The organism is Mesorhizobium sp. M0185 (genome assembly GCF_040322175.1).
In the GTDB taxonomy this organism is placed as follows: domain Bacteria; phylum Pseudomonadota; class Alphaproteobacteria; order Rhizobiales; family Rhizobiaceae; genus Mesorhizobium.
The window spans coordinates 46,436-62,279 of the sequence record NZ_JAMYSY010000026.1 but is presented as its reverse complement, the minus strand read 5'-3'; the positions used below and the strand labels follow the sequence as shown (position 1 = coordinate 62,279).

The window sequence follows — 15,844 nt, the reverse complement described above, 5'->3', positions numbered from 1 at the left end:
TCAACCGCCTCGCCGAATTGTCTTGCGTGGACCAGCGCTGTCGTCACGGCCTGATGTCGATCGGCGCCTCTATCTTCACCATCTCGAAATCCGAGACCAGGATATCGAGCCGCGCCGTCCACCGGCCGGCGACCGGAATGACGAGATCGTCGACGCGCCAGGTGCCGTCGCCGGGATTCGTCGCCGGGCGTTTGATGGGCTCGATGCCGGAATCGGGCTTTGACAGGACCAGCGTTAGCTGCTTGGCGTCAAGCGGGCCGAAATCGCCGGTCATGATGAAGATCGAAGCGGCAGCAGGTCCGGTGTGGCCGGGCGCAATGCTGAGATCGGCCATCGCTTGCAGCGTGTGGATATGCACCGATGCCGGCTGTGCCGCGGCGATCGCCAGCGCCCGCGGCGGCGGCGTGAAGCGCCAGCCGGCGGCAACGCCGAAGATCGCCACCACGATCAGCAGCTCGATAAAGATCGAGCGGGCCAGCCGCCGCTCGACTTCCGTTTCGCCCGCCCCAGCCGGAGCCGTAAGCTTGAAGCGATTGATGGCGGCGAGCGTGAACAGAAAGACGAGCAGCACCAGCTTGAGCAGCAGCAGCCGGCCGTAAGCGGTATGGACCAGCGCCGACGGCGTTTGCACCTGGATGACGGCGAGCACGATGCCGGCTGCCGCAAGCACCGCCACGACGAACAGGATCGCTCGTGAAAACCGGCGCAGCAACGGCCCGGCTTCGGCCGGCTGCCGTTTCAAGGCTAGACCGAGCGGCGTCAGCGCTCCGGCCCAGACAGCAATGCCGACGCCGTGCAGAAACACCATCGGCCTTGTCAGCCATTGCGGCTCGGCGGCACTGGCATGCCCGCTGGCGGCAAGTGCAGCGCCGACGCCGACCAGTCCGGCCAAGGCGAGCGGCCTTGCGTCGGCGGGCGACACGACCAGCGATAGCAGGCCAAGGGCGAGCGCCATCAGCGCGATCAGCACCGTCCAGCCGAAGCTGGTACCGAGCGCGGTCTGCCAGATGACCGGCTGCGCCAGCAGGGCAAGCGGCGCGCCGAGTGCATCCAGCCCCTGGAAACCGAGCGACAAGAGTGCGGCGGCCAGCCCGCACAGGATCGCGGCGACGATCATGTTCTGGCCGGATCGGCCGCCTTGCGCCAGCCAGCCTAGCGCAAAGGCACCGCCGACACCGAAAAACAGGCCGATGTATAGAAAAACCTTGCCGATCCAGATCGCCGTTCGAAGCTCCCGGTCGACAGCTTCGGAGGCGGCCGGCGCAGCACTCGGCGCACCGACCGAGAACAGCACCGAGCCGCCGACCGGATGCCCGTCGGCGGAGATTACCCGCCAGCTCAGCACATGCGTGCCCGACGTCAGCGCCTGCGGATTGTCGATCTCGACGGTCTGGCCGCTGAGCCGGAAAGAGCTCAGCGGGATCGACGTACCGTCGGGCCGCACCAGCGTCAGCACCAGCGGCGAAACCGGCTCGCTGAAGGTCAGCGACATCTGCGACGGGCTCTGCGCCAGCACCGCACCGTCAGCCGGCTCGGCCTTGATCAGCGCCGCATGGGCGAAGGCTGCGTTTGGCGCGGCAATGGTGGCAAGCAGCACAATCGCAGCCAGCAGGCCGATGGCAAGCCGGCCGGTTGTGCAGGCCGTTCGCAGGATGGATGTCGCGCTCATGTCACCGCCACAAAGACAGCGGCGCGCTCTTTCGGATAGAGCGCGCCGCGTAAGGATCACGTCTTCGGCAGCAGCTTGAGGCCGGGCGCCGGAAATTCCAGCGCGTCCTCAGCCTGCCCGGCCGCCGGAATCTCGATCCAGCGATCTGCAATGCCGTCACATTCCTGCACCACCGGGAAATGCAGCATCTGGCCTGCCGGCAGGTCGGACGCCAGCGTCGCGCGAAAGACGAATTCGTCATAGAACTCGTCCGGCAGGCTGCCGGCGCTCCAGTCGATCTCCTTGACGCCGCTGGTCACTGCCTGGCCGTAGAGCTGGTAGGACTTTTCGTATTTGCCGTTCTTGACCTGCAGTGTCCAACCCGGCTTCGGCATCGGTTTGACCGAGAGCACCCCTTCCGGGATCTGCACGCGCAGCGCGGTCGTCGCCTTGCCCTCGCAGCCATGCGGCACCCGAAGAACCGCCTTGTAGGTCGAGCCCACCGCCGCCTCCGGCGTTTCGAGCGTGATGTGGGCAAAGGCCGCGCTGGTCCCGAGGACAAGAAGCACGCAGCCGGGCAAAAGAGATTTCTTCATGAGGCTACCTCTCGAAGCGGCCAAGTCAGTCGTCGTCCTGGGGCGCCGCGCTGCCGATGCCTTGCACGGCGAATTCAATCTGCACGGGCCCGGCTTTCTCGAAGGTCAGCGTGGCGGAGAACGTTTCGCCCTCCTTGGGCTGCCGCTTCAAATCCATGAACATCAAATGATAGCCGTTGGGCGCCAGCGCGACCTTGCCGCCAGCCGGGACTTCGAGGCCGCCGGTGACCGGCCGCATGGTCATCACGCCATTGCTGACGCCCATCTCGTGCAGTTCGGCCTTGGCCGAAATGTCGGAGGTGATCGACAGCAGGCGATCCGCCGCACTGCCTGTGTTGGTGATGGTGAAGTAGCCGCCGGCCACCTTGGCGCCGGCTGGCGTGGCGCGCGACCAGGCGTGCCCGATCTCGAGATCGCCAAGCTTGAACTCGTGTGCCAACACCGTCTGGGCGCTGGCGAACAGGAGGGCAAGAGCGCAAAGGGCGATGCCGAGACGCTGCTCGAAACTACCCAGTGCGAAGCGCCTGCGGCTGGATGCGGCAGCGCGAAAACAGTGAGACATGATTGCTCCGTGGACTTTAAGGGGGATCGCGCCGATGGCCGATCGCGAACGATGTCGATAAACGCGCCGGCAAAGCGTTGCGCGGCGCGAACCAGAACGGATCAGGCCGTCGCCGGTGGTGCACGCGGATTGGACGGAGTGCGGGCGCGGGCGAAATCGCGATGCCGGAAGGCCGGCAGGAAAAAGGCGATGGTTTCGATGGAAAGGCTGCGAGCCAGGCTCCCGGCGGCATCGGGCGGCGCGTAGACCGCCGAAACGAGGTTGCAGCCAAGCATGCAGCAAGCCGGCATGTGCTGCTGATGCGGATCACCGGCGGGGAGTTGCGCCGCACCGCCATGGGTGCAGATCGTGTTGCCGAAAGCATCGAATTGCGAGGCGTTCGGCTCGACGCCGGAAGCAACCGCGCCGAATATCGACTGGAGCACGAAAAGCCACGCCGCGGCGAACACGACCGGCATGCTCCATCGTCTCCGGCGTATGGTCAAGAACCAGCCTCTTCACGCAGCAACGTCAGCTCTCTACCACGGAGCCGGCGGCCGGAAAATCGCCAAAACGTTGCTGCGGCAACGCAACACAATCACGCGCGTTGCGGCTGCCTGCCCTCGGGAATGGACGTCAGCAGCGTGTGGCGGGCCGATTTCAGGTGCTTGCGGCAGGCGGCGTCGACCTTGGCGAGATCGCGCGATTTGAGTGCGGCGATATAGGCGAGATGCTCCTGGACCGCGACTTCGTTGCGCTCGCGCTCCTGCGCCTTGTTCCACTGGTAGTGGTAGTGGAAGATCATGGCGATGACGTCGTAGAAATCGACGATGAAGCGGTTGTGCGATGCCCGATGGATCAGCCGGTGAAAGCGCTCGTCAAGCTCGGAGAATTCGTTGAAGCGCACGGCGATCTCGCGCGCCAGCCGGTGATGCTCGTCTTCCAGGCGGTCGAGGTCGTCCCACACCGGGCTGTCCTCGGGCAGAGCGGCAAAGGCTGCGGCCGAGCGCAGTTCGAACATCTCGCGGATTTCGGTAAGCTCCAGCGCGAAGGCGCGGGTAAAGCCTTTCAGCACCCAGTGGCTGTTGCGGCGCTTCTCGATCAGCCCGAAGCGCGAGAAGCGGATCAGGAATTCGCGCACGCTAGTGGTGCCGACGCCGATCTCGCGCGCCAGTTCGAGCTCGTTGATCTGCATGCCGGCTTCGGCACCGCTGGCAAGCAGCCGCCGCATGAAGGAGCGCTCGATGATCTCGGCCAGCGTATCGGTTTCTTCCTCGGGGAAGAAATCGTCCGGTCGCGGTTCGCGCAGGACCGTCTTGCTGCGCTTGTTCCAGTCGATCAGCCCGGTTTCTTCCATGCGCGCAAGGATAGTGCGGACCGTCGTGCGGCTGACGCCGAGCAGCGTACCCAGCTCCGGCTCCGAAGGCAGGCTCCTGGTTTCGTCGAGCAGCCTCAGACCGCGATTATAGGCGTCCTTGTAAACGTTGTTGCTCTTCGACATCCCCTGCCCCGTGGCGCATCGGCGTTTGCGGCCGGTGTGAAGCGTTTCTCGCGCATGAAACCGGTACCTTTTCGGAAAACATCATGCGCAACGCTAGTTTTGGTTGTAGAGCCTACTTCTCGCATCCAAAGACGCGTCGCGCTCTGGCGAAAAAACAATTGACGCAAAAATGTTTTTTCACGATAAAAGACATTATATGTTAAGAGCCGCGTGTCAATCCGCTCGCGCACCCAGGAACACACCCAGGAAGCTCCCGTGAACGCCGCAAACAGCATTCTTCTGTCTCCCGCCGACAATGTCGCGGTCGCCAATGGCCGCATCGAGATCGGCACCGTGCTGCCGGGCGGCGCCGTCGCCGCCGCAGTGATCGAGCCGGGCCACAAAGTGGCGATCAAGCCGATTGCGGCCGGCGAGGCCGTGGTCAAATACGCCCAGGCGATCGGCCGCGCCACGCAAGACATCGCGCCCGGCGAGCATGTCCATTCGCACAATCTGGTCTTCGAAAGCGGGCGTTTGCCGGTGGTGCCGCCGAGCGAGGCAGTGCATGCGACCGAGGCCGACCGCGCCCGCACCTTCATGGGCTACCGCCGCGCCGACGGCCGCGCCGGCACGCGCAACTTCATTGGCATTCTCGCCAGCGTCAATTGCTCGGCCACCGTCTGCCACGCCATCGCCGACGCGGCGAACCGCACGCTTTTGCCGCAATATCCCGGCATTGACGGCTTCGTCCCGATCGTCCACGGCCAGGGCTGCGGCATGAGCGCCACCGGCGACGGCATGATGGTGCTACACCGCACGCTGGCCGGCTACGCCCGTCATCCGAATTTTGGTGGTGTGCTGATGGTCGGGCTCGGCTGCGAGGTCAACCAGCTCACCCTCTACGGCCAGAAGGGCGTTGCCGCGGGAAAACGTCATTTCAACATCCAGGAAGCCGGCGGCTCGCGCAAATCGGTCGAGAAGGCGCTGGTCGTGCTGGCCGAGATCGCCGAGGAGGTCGGCAAGCTTCAGCGTGAGCCGATCCCGGTCAGCGAGATCGTCGTCGGCCTGCAATGCGGCGGCTCCGACGGCATGTCCGGCATCACCGCCAATCCGGCGCTGGGTGCCGCGGTCGACATTTTGGCCGGCGTCGGCGGTGTCGGCATCCTCTCCGAGACGACGGAGATCTACGGCGCCGAGCACCTGCTCGCTTATCGCGCCGCAACCCCCGAGATCGCCGCCAAGCTCGACGGTTATGTGAAATGGTGGGAAGACCACGTCGCCAAGCATGGCGCATCGATCGACAACAATCCCTCACCGGGTAACAAGCGCGGCGGCCTGACCACCATCCTGGAAAAGTCGCTCGGCGCGGTCGCCAAGGGCGGCCAGACGCCGCTCAACGGCGTCTTCGGCTATGCCGAAAAGGTCACCGGGCACGGGCTGGTGTTCATGGACACGCCCGGCTACGACCCGGTCTCGGCCACCGGCCAGGTGGCGGGCGGCGCCAACGTCATCGTCTTCACCACAGGCCGCGGCTCCTGCTTCGGCTGCCGGCCGACGCCGTCGATCAAGGTCGCCAGCAACTCGACCATGTATCACACGATGGAGGAGGACATGGACGTGAATTGCGGCGTCATCGCCTCGGGCGAAAAGACCATCGCCGGCATGGGCCGCGAGATCTTCGAACTGATCGTCGAGACGGCTTCGGGCCGCAAGACCAAGAGCGAAGAGTTCGGCTACGGCGACAACGAGTTCGTGCCTTGGCATCTCGGAGCGACGCTCTAAGCCGGACATGCGCAATAATCGCGAACACCGGACGTGATCGCCAGGCGTCACAGTTCCAACGCTCCCGAAAAAGAATGAACATTCCATATTGACTGGATGATGGAATTAATATTCCATGCGACATATTGGAGGAGATTGGCAGCGGAGTTCCGAGGGAGCAAGCTTTCCCGCCCAGCCATTCGAGCGGCCATCAAACATCGCTTGCGCCGACCGAGGTGATGCACTATCAAAATGCGGTAAATGTTTTTTATTGATAAAGTTCCGTTTGGGCCGCGCCATCCGAATGGAGCTTCCGTAACATTCACCGGGCGACTTAGGGAGGACTCCTAATGAAATTCGTGACCAGCATTCTCAATCGCCGCGCCTTCGTGGCACTCGCAGCCGCCTCGATGATTGCCGGCGTGATGCACTCGGCCCCGGCATCCGCGGCCGACGCGACCATTCCGATCATCGTCAAGGACACCACGTCCTTCTACTGGCAGATCGTTCTGGCCGGCGCCCGCAAGGCCGGCAAGGATCTCGGCGTCAACGTGCCGGAACTCGGCGCCCAGGCCGAGACCGACGTCAACGGCCAGATCTCGATCCTCGAAAATGCCGTCGCCGGTAACCCGGCCGCCGTCGTCATCGCGCCGACCGAAGCCAAGGCGCTCGGCAAGCCGATCGACGAGGCCGCCACCAAGGTCAAGATCATCGGCATCGACTCCGGCGCCGACTCCAAAGCCTTCACCTCGTTCCTGACCACCGACAACATCCAGGGCGGCCGCGTCGCCGCTGACGGCCTTGCCGCAGCCATCGGCGAAGCCAATGGCGGCAAGGTCGAGGGCGACGTCGCCCTGATCACCGCTCTTCCGGGCGCCGGCTCGCTCGAACAGCGGGCCCAGGGTTTTAAGGAACAGCTCGCTGCCAAATATCCGGGCCTCAAGCTGGTCGCCGACAAATACGCCGACGGCCAGGCCACCACCGGCCTCAACATCGCCACCGACCTGATCACCGCCAACCCCAACCTCAAGGGCATCTTCGCCTCCAACCTGATCATGGCGCAGGGCGTCGGTCAGGCGATCGCCGAGAACAGTCTTGCCGGCAAGGTCGGGCTGGTCGGTTTCGACAGCGACGAGAAGCTGATCAAGTTCCTCAACGACGGCGTCATTTCGGCTCTCGTCGTTCAGGATCCGTACCGGATGGGCTATGACGGCATCAAGACGGCGCTCGCCGCCTCGAAGGGCGAGAAGGTCGAGGCCAATGTCGATACCGGCGCCAATTTGGTTACCAAGGCCAACATGAAGGATCCGAAGATCGACGCGCTGCTCAACCCGAAGCTCGACTGAGCATAGCCGCAAGTGAACTGTTTCCGGGGCCTTTTCGCCCCGGAAACATCCCACTCGTGCCAATCGCGAGGCCAATCTTTGGTGGCCAATCTGGGAGGATTGTCATGATGTCGACGGCGCAGGAACTCCATCCGGCCCCAACGCTGGAACCGGGCAGGACCATCCTCGAACTCCGCGGGCTGGAAAAGCGCTATCCCGGCACCCATGCGCTGAAGCCGGTCGATCTCGCCTTTAAGGCCGGCGAGATCCACGCCATCGTCGGCGAGAACGGCGCCGGCAAATCCACCCTGATCAAGCTTCTTACCGGCGTCATGCCGCGCACCTCCGGCGATGTCATCTGGGAGGGCAAGCCTGCCGCATTGGCAACGCCGCATGAGGCGATGGCGCTCGGCATCAATGCCGTGCATCAGGAAGTCGTCCTGTGCCGCCATCTCACCGTCGCCGCCAACATGTTCCTCGGCGAGGAGGATTCCCGCTTCGGCATCCTGCAGCAGCGGGCGATGGTCAGGCAGGCGCAGAAGATCATCGACGATCTCGGCTTCGACCTGCCGGCGCATGTCATGCTGGGTGACCTGACCATCGGCCAGCAGCAGTTGATCGCCGCCGCCCGCGCCACGGTGCGCGGCACCAAATTCCTGATCTTCGACGAGCCGACCGCCTATCTTACCCGTAAGGAGGCCGACCAGCTGTTCACGCTGATCCGCCGGCTGAAGGGCGAAGGCGTCACCATCATCTACATCAGCCATCGCATGGAAGAAGTGTTCGAGCTCGCCGACCGCGTCTCGGTGCTGCGCGACGGCACGCTGGTCGGCACCAGGAACATTGCCGAGACCAATGACGCCGAGCTGGTCAAGATGATGATCAACCGCTCGATCGAGCAGGTCTACCACAAGGAGCATTTCACCCCCGGCGCGACCATCGTCGAAACCAGGAACCTGTCCGGCAAGGGTTTCGAAAATGTCTCGATGTCCGTCCGCGCCGGCGAGATCGTCGGCCTCTACGGCCTGATCGGCGCCGGGCGCAGCGAGTTCGTCACCACGCTCTATGGCCGCCACCGCAAATCGGCCGGCCAGATCCTCTGGGGGGGCAAGGAGGTCAAGGTCAATTCCGAACATGACGCGATCAGGCTCGGCATGGCGCTGGCCCCGGAAAGCCGCCGCGACCAGGGCCTCTGCCTCAACCTGCCGGTCGGACTCAACCTCAATCTGCCGATCTACAAGCGCATCTCGAGCAATCTGCTGATCTCCCGCGCGCAGGAAAAGGCGCAAGCCGATCGCCAGATCGCCGACCTGCGCATCAAGACGCCGACGCGCGGCGCGCTGGCCTCCAGCCTGTCCGGCGGTAACCAGCAGAAGATCGTCATCGGCAAATGGCTCGCCCATGGCGCCAAGCTGTTCATCTTCGACGAGCCGACTGTCGGCGTCGACGTCGGCACCAAGGCCGAGATCTACCGCCTGTTCGGCGCGCTGTTGTCCAAGGGAGCCGGCATCATCCTGATCTCGTCCTACCTGCCCGAGGTCTATGAACTCGCCGACACGCTGCACGTGTTCCGGCGCGGCAAGCTGGTGGCCACGCACGGCTTTCGTACCGCTGATCACGAGGAGATCCTCACCCAGGCGCTGGCCGAGAAACAAGAAAGACCGGGAGGGAAGATATGAGCACCGAGGCGATCGCTGCCGAAAGGCCGAAACGCAACTACAACGCCCTGTTCGGGCTGACACTGCTGGCGCTGCTGGTTCTTTTATGGATCATCCTGTCGGTGGCGACGCCGAGCTTCGCCTCCGCCAACAACATCTCCAACCTGTTGCGGCAAGGGTCGATGATCGCCATCCTGGCGGTCGGCCAGACCTTCGTCATCATCACCGGCGGCATCGACCTTTCCGTCGGCGCCGTGGTCGGCTTCGCCACCGTCATCGTCGCGATGCTGATCAACGCCGGCACACCGGTTTTCCTCGCCATCCTGATCACCTTGCTGGTCGGCGTCGCCATCGGCATGTTCCATGGGTTCGGCATCGTCAAGATGGGCCTGCCGCCCTTCATCATCACCCTGGCAACGCTGACCTCGCTGCGCGGCATCGGTCTGTTGATGACCAATGGCAACTCGATCTCGATCAACAACGACGCCTTCCAGACGTTCTCGCGCAGTTCCTTCGCCGGCGTTCCCAATCTGTTCTGGATGGTGATCCTGGTCGGCATCCCAGCCTACATCTTCCTGCACCACAGCCGCTGGGGCCGCTATCTGTTCTCGGTCGGCTCCAACGCCGAGGCGTCGCGCCTGTCAGGCGTCAACGTCCAGCGCACCATCTACATGGCCTACACGCTGTCGGGCCTGTGTGCGGCCTTCGTCGGCGTGCTGCTTGCCTCGCGCATCGGCATCGGCAATCCGACGCAGGCCGAGGGCTGGGAATTGCAGGCGATCGCCTCCTCGGTGATCGGCGGCACCTCGCTGTTCGGCGCTGTCGGCTCCGTGCACGGACCGCTGCTCGGCGCCTTCATCCTTGCCACCATCAACAACGGCGCCAATCTGCTCAACGTCAACGCCTTCTGGCAGCGCATCATCACCGGCGTGCTGATCATCGTCATCGTCTATTTCGACGGACTGCGCCGCCGCGGCAAATAGACCGCCTCCCAACAACCGCCGGCCTCGCGACAGCAGGGCCGGCGGTGCCATGAACCGACTGGATTGAAGCATGAAAGCCGTCGTCTGCCGCTCGCCCGGCGAACTTGTCCTCGAAGATCGTCCGGCGCCTGACGCGCCCCCCGCCGGCTGGGCGCTGGTCGCCGTCAGCCATGTCGGCATCTGCGGCACCGACTATCACATCTTCGAAGGCAAGCACCCGTTCCTCGCCTATCCCCGCATCATGGGCCACGAGGTTTCCGGCACCGTGATCGAGGTTGGCGAGGACGTCGATCTCGCCGTCGGCGAAGCGGTGATCGTCAATCCCTATCTCGCCTGCGGCAAATGCATCGCCTGCCGGCAAGGCAAGCCGAATTGCTGCGTCAGGATCGAGGTGCTCGGCGTCCACCGCGACGGCGCTATGTGCGAGCAGATCCTGGTGCCGGCGCAAAATCTTTATCCGGCAAACGGCCTGTCGCTGGCCGATGCCGCCGCCGTCGAATTCCTGGCGATTGGCGCCCATGCCGTGCGGCGCTCGCTCGCTGATCCAGGTGCGCGCACACTGGTCATCGGTGCAGGCCCGATCGGGCTCGGCACGGCGCTGTTCGCCCGCATCGCCGGGCTCGACGTGACGCTGCTCGACATGAGCGCTGAACGGCTTGGCTTTGCCGAAAGCGAACTCGGCTTCGCGACGCTCGACGGCTCGCGAGGTACCGCTGCCGACCTGGTGCGGGAAGCAACCGGCCGCGACGGCTTCGACGTGGTTTTCGATGCCACCGGCAACACCCAGTCGGTGCAGTCGGCCTTCGCCCATGTCGCGCATGGCGGGGCGCTGGTCCTGGTCAGCGTCGTCAAGGACGACATCGCCTTTTCCGATCCCGAATTCCACAAGCGCGAGATGATGCTGATCGGCAGCCGCAACGCCCTGCGTGCCGATTTCGACCATGTCGCCGCCTCGATCCGCAACGGCGCGCTGCCGCTGGCAAAGCTGGTCACCCACCGCACCACGCTTGGCGAGACGCCGCACGACCTCGCCCGCTGGGCGCATGAGAAGTCCGGCCTGATCAAGGCCGTCATTCAAGTCGGATGATGCCAGGGCTGCCGCATCTCAGAGCGCCGACAATTTGAGCTCGATCCGCTCGGCCGGGAAGCGCGACTCCGAAAACTGTATCGGCTGACCGTCGGGCGTGACGTTGACGGCGACCGTCACCAGCACGATGGCGCCGGGCTGCAGCTCGAGGTCCGCAAGGTCGGCGGCATCGGCATGGCGCGCCGACAGCACGGTCGATTGCCTGAGATAGTCGTCGATGCCGAAACGTGCCAGCGATGCGGTGATCGAACCGGTTTCCGCCATGGCGGCATCGATGCCGGCAAAGCGCCTGGCATCGAACCAGCCGGCCGCGCGGGACACCGGCATTCCATCGGCTTCGCCGCGCGTTTCCAGGCGTATCACATCGGCCCCCGTCGCAAGGCCTAAGCCCTCTGCGACACGACGGTTGGCCGGCTCGATCGATGACGCGAGCAAGGTGATATGCCGCTCGGACGCCTGTCCTTGCAATCCCTCGGAAAAGCGGGTGCGGGCGCCGATCGGATAAGACAGCCGCTTGCGCGACAGCACGAAGGTGCCGCGCCCCTGCTCCGCCCTGAGCACACCCTCCTGCACCAGCGCTGCGATAGCGCTACGCACCGTGTGGCGGTTGACGCCATAGCGTCCGGCCAACGCGATCTCCGGCGGCAGCGCGGCATTCTCGGGAAAATCGCCGGCGGCGATCGAATGCAGTATCTGGTCGGCGATCTGCCGCCACAGCGCGACACCGCTGCGCCGCTCGATGCTGTTGGCTTGTCCGATCATCTCCCGCCCCAATTCCTTGCGCCGATCTTTTGGCCCGTGTCACGTGCCCGTCATGGACACGCGCTAGATAATGGATATGATTTGTATAGTTGTCTATATCAATAGACAAATGCACGCAAACGAGGAGTACGGCCATGCGAGGACGGGAAGCGCGAGAGCAAGCCGAGCGCAAGGCCGTGATGGCGACGCTGGCGCAATCGGCCGGCGAAGACATCGTCCGCCTGTGGGACGAAACCGGCCTGCCTTGCGAAGCGGAACTTCTGCGTGGCCCCGAAACCGGCTTGGTTACGGTACGCGGCCGCATCGGCGGCGGCGGCGCGCCCTTCAATGTCGGCGAGGCGACGGTCACCCGTGCCACGGTGCGGCTTGCGTCCGGCCATGTCGGCCACTGCTACGCGCTTGGTCGCGACAAGCAGAAGGCAAGGCTGGCTGCAATCGCCGACGCGCTCTGGCAGGATCCTGCCCACCGCAACGAGGTCGAGACCAGGATCGTTGCGCCCTTGCAGGCGGCACTGGCCAAGGCGCGTGAACAGCGCCGCGCCGAAACGGCGGCGACCAAGGTCGATTTCTTCACCATGGTGCGCGGAGAAGACTGATGGATATCGCCACTCAATCCATTGAAGGCGGCTTCGCCGATCCGGTATTCAATGCCCAGACCGTATTCCGTGCCGTGATGGACGCGATGGCGCGGCCGGGCAGCGTCCAGCCCTTGCCGGCCCTTGCCCACCCCCCGGTGCCGCTGTCGGCCACCGCCGGCGCCGTTGCGCTGACGCTGTGCGACAACGACACGCCGCTCTGGCTCGACCCGGCTTTGCAGGGGTCGGCGGCGGTGAAATCCTGGCTTGGCTTCCATACCGGCGCGCCGCTGGCCAACACCCCGGCCGACGCGCATTTCGCGCTGATCGCCACGCCGGCCGAGATGATGGCGCTCGACGGGTTTTCGCAAGGCACCCAGGATTATCCCGATCGTTCGACGACGCTGATCCTCGAGGTCGGCGATCTCGTCTCCGGCGCTCCGCTGCTGCTCGAAGGCCCGGGCATCGAGAAGACTGCGACGATCGCGCCGGCGCAAATGCCACGCCATTTCGTCGAACAATGGAAGCAGAACAACCAGCGCTTTCCCCGCGGTGTCGACATCGTCCTCGCCACCCCTGACGGCGTTGCCTGCCTGCCGCGCACGACGCGCATCAAGATCATGGAGGCGTAGCATGTATGTTGCGGTAAAGGGTGGCGAGACGGCCATTCGCAATGCTCACAAACTGCTCGCCGACCGCCGGCGCGGCGACCGTTCGGTGCCCGCACTTCGTCTCGACCAGATCGTCGAGCAACTGGCGCTCGGCGTCGACCGGGTGATGAGCGAAGGTTCGCTCTACGACAGGGAATTGGCGGCACTCGCCATCGTCCAGGCGCGCGGCGACATGATCGAGGCGATCTTCCTGGTTCGCGCCTATCGCACCACGCTGCCGCGTTTCGGCTACACCAGGGCGATCGACACCGGCACGATGCTGGTCGAGCGGCGGGTGTCGGCGACCTACAAGGATCTGCCCGGCGGCCAGTTGCTCGGCCCGACTTTCGACTACACCCACCGGCTGCTCGATCCCGAACTTGCTACCGGCGGCGATGTCGCCGAGCCGGAACAGCGTGCAGGCGAAGCGCAGGCCATGCCGCGCGTCTCGGCGATCCTTGCCCGTGAAGGCCTGATCGAGCCGGATGGCGAAATGCCTGGGGACCACGTTCCTGGCGACATCACCCGCGAACCGCTGGAATTCCCGATGGCGCGTGACGTCCGGCTGCAGGCGCTGTCGCGCGGCGACGAGGGTTTTCTGCTGGCCCTCGGCTATTCCACCCAGCGCGGCTATGCCCGCAACCATCCCTTCGTCGGCGAGGTCCGCATCGGTGAGGTCGAGCTGGAACTCGACGTGCCCGAACTGCCCTTCGCGGTACCGCTCGGCAGCGTGCGCGTCACCGAGTGCCAGATGGTCAACCAGTTCAAGGGTTCGGCCAAGGCGCCGCCGCAGTTCACCCGCGGTTACGGCCTCGTCTTCGGCCAGAGCGAGCGCAAGGCGATGGCCATGGCGCTTTGCGACCGTGCCTTGCGGGCGAGCGAATTCGCCGAGGATGTCGTCGCCGCAGCCCAGGACGAGGAGTTCGTCATCTCGCATTCCGACAATGTCCGGGCGACCGGTTTCGTCGAGCATCTGAAACTGCCGCACTATGTCGACTTCCAGGCCGAGCTCGACCTGGTGCGTCGCATGCGCGCAGAGCATGACGCCCGCGAGAATACCGGCAAGGTGGAAGAGAAGAGAGAGGCCGCCGAATGACCGCGCAAGCAGCCGACATCGCCACCTACAACTTCGCCTATCTCGACGAGCAGACCAAGCGCATGATCCGCCGCGCAATCCTCAAGGGCATCGCTATCCCAGGCTATCAGGTGCCGTTCGCCTCGCGCGAAATGCCGATGCCCTATGGCTGGGGCACCGGCGGCGTCCAGGTCACCGCCTCGATCATCGGCCCCGACGATGTGCTGAAGGTCATCGACCAGGGCGCCGACGACACCACCAATGCCGTTTCGATCCGCGCCTTCTTCAAGAAAGTCGCCGATGTCGCCGTCACCACCGAGACGGCGAAGGCGACCATCATCCAGACCCGCCACCGCATCCCCGAGCACCCGCTGACGGCGGGCCAGGTGCTGGTCTATCAGGTGCCGATCCCCGAGCCGCTGCGCTTCCTCGAACCGCGCGAAACCGAAACGCGCAAGATGCATGCGCTGGAGGAATACGGCCTCATGCATGTGAAGCTTTACGAGGACATTGCCAAGCACGGCCGCATCGCCACCACCTACGCCTACCCGGTCAAGGTCGAGGGCCGCTATGTCATGGACCCGTCGCCGACGCCGAAATTCGACAATCCGAAGATGCATCGTTCGCCGGCTTTGCAATTGTTCGGCGCCGGCCGCGAGAAGCGCATCTATGCGCTGCCGCCCTTCACCGAGGTGGTCAGCCTCGACTTCGAGGATCATCCCTTCGAGGTGCAGACCTTCGACCAGCCCTGCGCGCTGTGCGCGGCCGAGAACGTCTATCTCGACGAGGTCATCCTCGACGACCATGGCGGCCACATGTTCGTCTGCTCCGACACCGACCACTGCGAGAAGCGCCGCGAAGAGGGCCATCGCGGCCATCTCGCGCCTGAAACTCATCTTGCCCCAGAAAAAACGGAGCCGGCGCAATGACCGACGAACCGCTGCTGCGCGTCTCGGCACTGTCCAAATTCTACGGCTCGCGTGTCGGCTGCGAGAACGTCAGCTTCGACCTGTGGCCGGGGGAAGTGCTGGCTGTCGTCGGCGAATCCGGTTCCGGCAAGACCACATTGCTCAACTGCCTGTCGACCCGGCTGCTGCCGAGCTCCGGCACCGCCAGCTACCGCATGCGCGACGGCCAGTTCCGCGAGCTCTACCGCATGAGCGAGGCGGAACGCCGGTTCCTGATGCGCACCGACTGGGGCTTCGTCCACCAGAATCCGGCCGACGGGCTGCGTATGACTGTATCGGCCGGCGCCAATGTCGGCGAACGGCTGATGGCGGTGGGCGACCGCCACTACGGCAACATCCGCGCCACTGCCGTCGACTGGCTGTCGCGCGTCGAGATCGACGAGGACCGCATCGACGACGAGCCGCGCGCCTTTTCCGGCGGCATGCGCCAGCGCCTGCAGATCGCCCGCAACTTCGTCACCGGGCCGCGGCTGGTGTTCATGGACGAGCCGACCGGCGGCCTCGATGTCTCGGTGCAGGCGCGCCTGCTCGACCTGCTGCGCGGACTAGTCACCGATCTCGGCCTGGCGGCCATCGTCGTCACCCACGACCTTGCGGTGGCGCGGCTGCTATCGCAGCGCATGATGGTGATGAAGGACGGGCGTGTCGTCGAAAGCGGCCTGACCGACCGCGTGCTCGACGATCCGCGCGCGCCCTACACCCAGCTTCTCGTTTCCTCGATACTTCAGGTGTAAC

Annotated in this window: 16 protein-coding genes; 10 read left to right on the top strand and 6 right to left on the bottom strand. The window is 64.7% G+C overall.

From position 1 onward, the window contains the following. Positions 1–43: 43 nt before the first annotated feature. The 5 genes from NKJ20_RS20520 to NKJ20_RS20500 form a co-directional block, all read right to left on the bottom strand. The gene (locus NKJ20_RS20520; protein WP_352746412.1) at positions 44–1,669 is read right to left on the bottom strand and encodes a copper resistance CopC/CopD family protein; all 1,626 of its coding nucleotides are present in this window, start codon (positions 1,667–1,669) and stop codon (positions 44–46) included. Between the two features lie 56 nt (positions 1,670–1,725). Continuing rightward, complete coding sequence (locus NKJ20_RS20515; protein ID WP_352746410.1) at positions 1,726–2,244, bottom strand: YcnI family copper-binding membrane protein; 519 nt, start codon at positions 2,242–2,244, stop codon at positions 1,726–1,728. Positions 2,245–2,269: 25 nt separating this feature from the next. Further along, a complete protein-coding gene (locus tag NKJ20_RS20510) occupies positions 2,270–2,806 on the bottom strand; it encodes a copper chaperone PCu(A)C (protein ID WP_352746407.1) in 537 nt (178 codons plus the stop codon). 101 nt (positions 2,807–2,907) lie between these two features. Beyond that, a complete protein-coding gene (locus NKJ20_RS20505) occupies positions 2,908–3,264 on the bottom strand; it encodes a DUF2946 family protein (RefSeq protein ID WP_352746405.1) in 357 nt (118 codons plus the stop codon). Positions 3,265–3,383: 119 nt separating this feature from the next. Next, positions 3,384–4,286, bottom strand: coding sequence for a GntR family transcriptional regulator (locus NKJ20_RS20500; RefSeq protein ID WP_352746403.1), 903 nt, complete (start codon positions 4,284–4,286; stop codon positions 3,384–3,386). Between the two features lie 255 nt (positions 4,287–4,541). Between NKJ20_RS20500 and NKJ20_RS20495 the strand changes: the two genes are divergently transcribed. From NKJ20_RS20495 to NKJ20_RS20475, 5 genes are all read left to right on the top strand, one after another. Further along, positions 4,542–6,047, top strand: coding sequence for a UxaA family hydrolase (locus NKJ20_RS20495; RefSeq protein WP_352577423.1), 1,506 nt, complete (start codon positions 4,542–4,544; stop codon positions 6,045–6,047). A 329-nt stretch (positions 6,048–6,376) separates the two neighbouring features. Further along, complete coding sequence (locus tag NKJ20_RS20490) at positions 6,377–7,372, top strand: ABC transporter substrate-binding protein (protein ID WP_352746401.1); 996 nt, start codon at positions 6,377–6,379, stop codon at positions 7,370–7,372. A gap of 104 nt (positions 7,373–7,476) precedes the next feature. Further along, positions 7,477–9,030: a sugar ABC transporter ATP-binding protein gene (locus tag NKJ20_RS20485; protein WP_352746398.1), complete on the top strand. Its 1,554-nt coding sequence runs from the start codon at positions 7,477–7,479 to the stop codon at positions 9,028–9,030. Beyond that, the gene (locus NKJ20_RS20480; RefSeq protein ID WP_352448376.1) at positions 9,027–9,992 is read left to right on the top strand and encodes an ABC transporter permease; all 966 of its coding nucleotides are present in this window, start codon (positions 9,027–9,029) and stop codon (positions 9,990–9,992) included. The genes NKJ20_RS20485 and NKJ20_RS20480 overlap by 4 nt, the downstream gene beginning before the upstream one ends. 70 nt (positions 9,993–10,062) lie before the next feature. After that, the gene (locus tag NKJ20_RS20475) at positions 10,063–11,079 is read left to right on the top strand and encodes a zinc-binding alcohol dehydrogenase family protein (protein WP_352746395.1); all 1,017 of its coding nucleotides are present in this window, start codon (positions 10,063–10,065) and stop codon (positions 11,077–11,079) included. A gap of 18 nt (positions 11,080–11,097) precedes the next feature. On the opposite strand, the gene phnF is transcribed toward NKJ20_RS20475, so the two are convergent. Next, positions 11,098–11,841: a phosphonate metabolism transcriptional regulator PhnF gene (gene phnF / locus NKJ20_RS20470; RefSeq protein ID WP_352448378.1), complete on the bottom strand. Its 744-nt coding sequence runs from the start codon at positions 11,839–11,841 to the stop codon at positions 11,098–11,100. Between the two features lie 134 nt (positions 11,842–11,975). Between phnF and phnG the strand changes: the two genes are divergently transcribed. From phnG to phnK, 5 genes are read left to right on the top strand one after another with little or no spacing between them, the layout of a single operon-like run. Then, positions 11,976–12,437, top strand: coding sequence for a phosphonate C-P lyase system protein PhnG (gene phnG / locus NKJ20_RS20465; protein ID WP_352746392.1), 462 nt, complete (start codon positions 11,976–11,978; stop codon positions 12,435–12,437). Beyond that, positions 12,437–13,048 (top strand): phosphonate C-P lyase system protein PhnH, encoded by a 612-nt coding sequence (phnH, locus tag NKJ20_RS20460; protein WP_352746390.1) that lies wholly within the window; start codon positions 12,437–12,439, stop codon positions 13,046–13,048. Before phnG ends, phnH begins: the two co-directional genes overlap by 1 nt. A gap of 1 nt (position 13,049) precedes the next feature. Then, a complete protein-coding gene (locus NKJ20_RS20455) occupies positions 13,050–14,162 on the top strand; it encodes a carbon-phosphorus lyase complex subunit (RefSeq protein WP_352746388.1) in 1,113 nt (370 codons plus the stop codon). Next, positions 14,159–15,070 (top strand): alpha-D-ribose 1-methylphosphonate 5-phosphate C-P-lyase PhnJ, encoded by a 912-nt coding sequence (locus NKJ20_RS20450; RefSeq protein WP_352746386.1) that lies wholly within the window; start codon positions 14,159–14,161, stop codon positions 15,068–15,070. Before NKJ20_RS20455 ends, NKJ20_RS20450 begins: the two co-directional genes overlap by 4 nt. Next, positions 15,067–15,843, top strand: coding sequence for a phosphonate C-P lyase system protein PhnK (gene phnK / locus NKJ20_RS20445; protein WP_352746383.1), 777 nt, complete (start codon positions 15,067–15,069; stop codon positions 15,841–15,843). Before NKJ20_RS20450 ends, phnK begins: the two co-directional genes overlap by 4 nt. The last annotated feature ends 1 nt before the right edge of the window (position 15,844 follow it).

Excerpts from the sequence above, each read along its gene's own strand:
- NKJ20_RS20520 (WP_352746412.1), bottom strand. The coding sequence starts at position 1,669 with ATGAGCGCGACATCCATCCTGCGAACGGCCTGCACAACCGGCCGGCTT.
- NKJ20_RS20515 (WP_352746410.1), bottom strand. The coding sequence starts at position 2,244 with ATGAAGAAATCTCTTTTGCCCGGCTGCGTGCTTCTTGTCCTCGGGACC.
- NKJ20_RS20510 (WP_352746407.1), bottom strand. The coding sequence starts at position 2,806 with ATGTCTCACTGTTTTCGCGCTGCCGCATCCAGCCGCAGGCGCTTCGCA.
- NKJ20_RS20505 (WP_352746405.1), bottom strand. The coding sequence starts at position 3,264 with ATGCCGGTCGTGTTCGCCGCGGCGTGGCTTTTCGTGCTCCAGTCGATA.
- NKJ20_RS20500 (WP_352746403.1), bottom strand. The coding sequence starts at position 4,286 with ATGTCGAAGAGCAACAACGTTTACAAGGACGCCTATAATCGCGGTCTG.
- NKJ20_RS20490 (WP_352746401.1), top strand. The coding sequence starts at position 6,377 with ATGAAATTCGTGACCAGCATTCTCAATCGCCGCGCCTTCGTGGCACTC.
- NKJ20_RS20485 (WP_352746398.1), top strand. The coding sequence starts at position 7,477 with ATGATGTCGACGGCGCAGGAACTCCATCCGGCCCCAACGCTGGAACCG.
- NKJ20_RS20480 (WP_352448376.1), top strand. The coding sequence starts at position 9,027 with ATGAGCACCGAGGCGATCGCTGCCGAAAGGCCGAAACGCAACTACAAC.
- NKJ20_RS20475 (WP_352746395.1), top strand. The coding sequence starts at position 10,063 with ATGAAAGCCGTCGTCTGCCGCTCGCCCGGCGAACTTGTCCTCGAAGAT.
- phnF (WP_352448378.1), bottom strand. The coding sequence starts at position 11,841 with ATGATCGGACAAGCCAACAGCATCGAGCGGCGCAGCGGTGTCGCGCTG.
- phnG (WP_352746392.1), top strand. The coding sequence starts at position 11,976 with ATGCGAGGACGGGAAGCGCGAGAGCAAGCCGAGCGCAAGGCCGTGATG.
- phnH (WP_352746390.1), top strand. The coding sequence starts at position 12,437 with ATGGATATCGCCACTCAATCCATTGAAGGCGGCTTCGCCGATCCGGTA.
- NKJ20_RS20455 (WP_352746388.1), top strand. The coding sequence starts at position 13,050 with ATGTATGTTGCGGTAAAGGGTGGCGAGACGGCCATTCGCAATGCTCAC.
- NKJ20_RS20450 (WP_352746386.1), top strand. The coding sequence starts at position 14,159 with ATGACCGCGCAAGCAGCCGACATCGCCACCTACAACTTCGCCTATCTC.
- phnK (WP_352746383.1), top strand. The coding sequence starts at position 15,067 with ATGACCGACGAACCGCTGCTGCGCGTCTCGGCACTGTCCAAATTCTAC.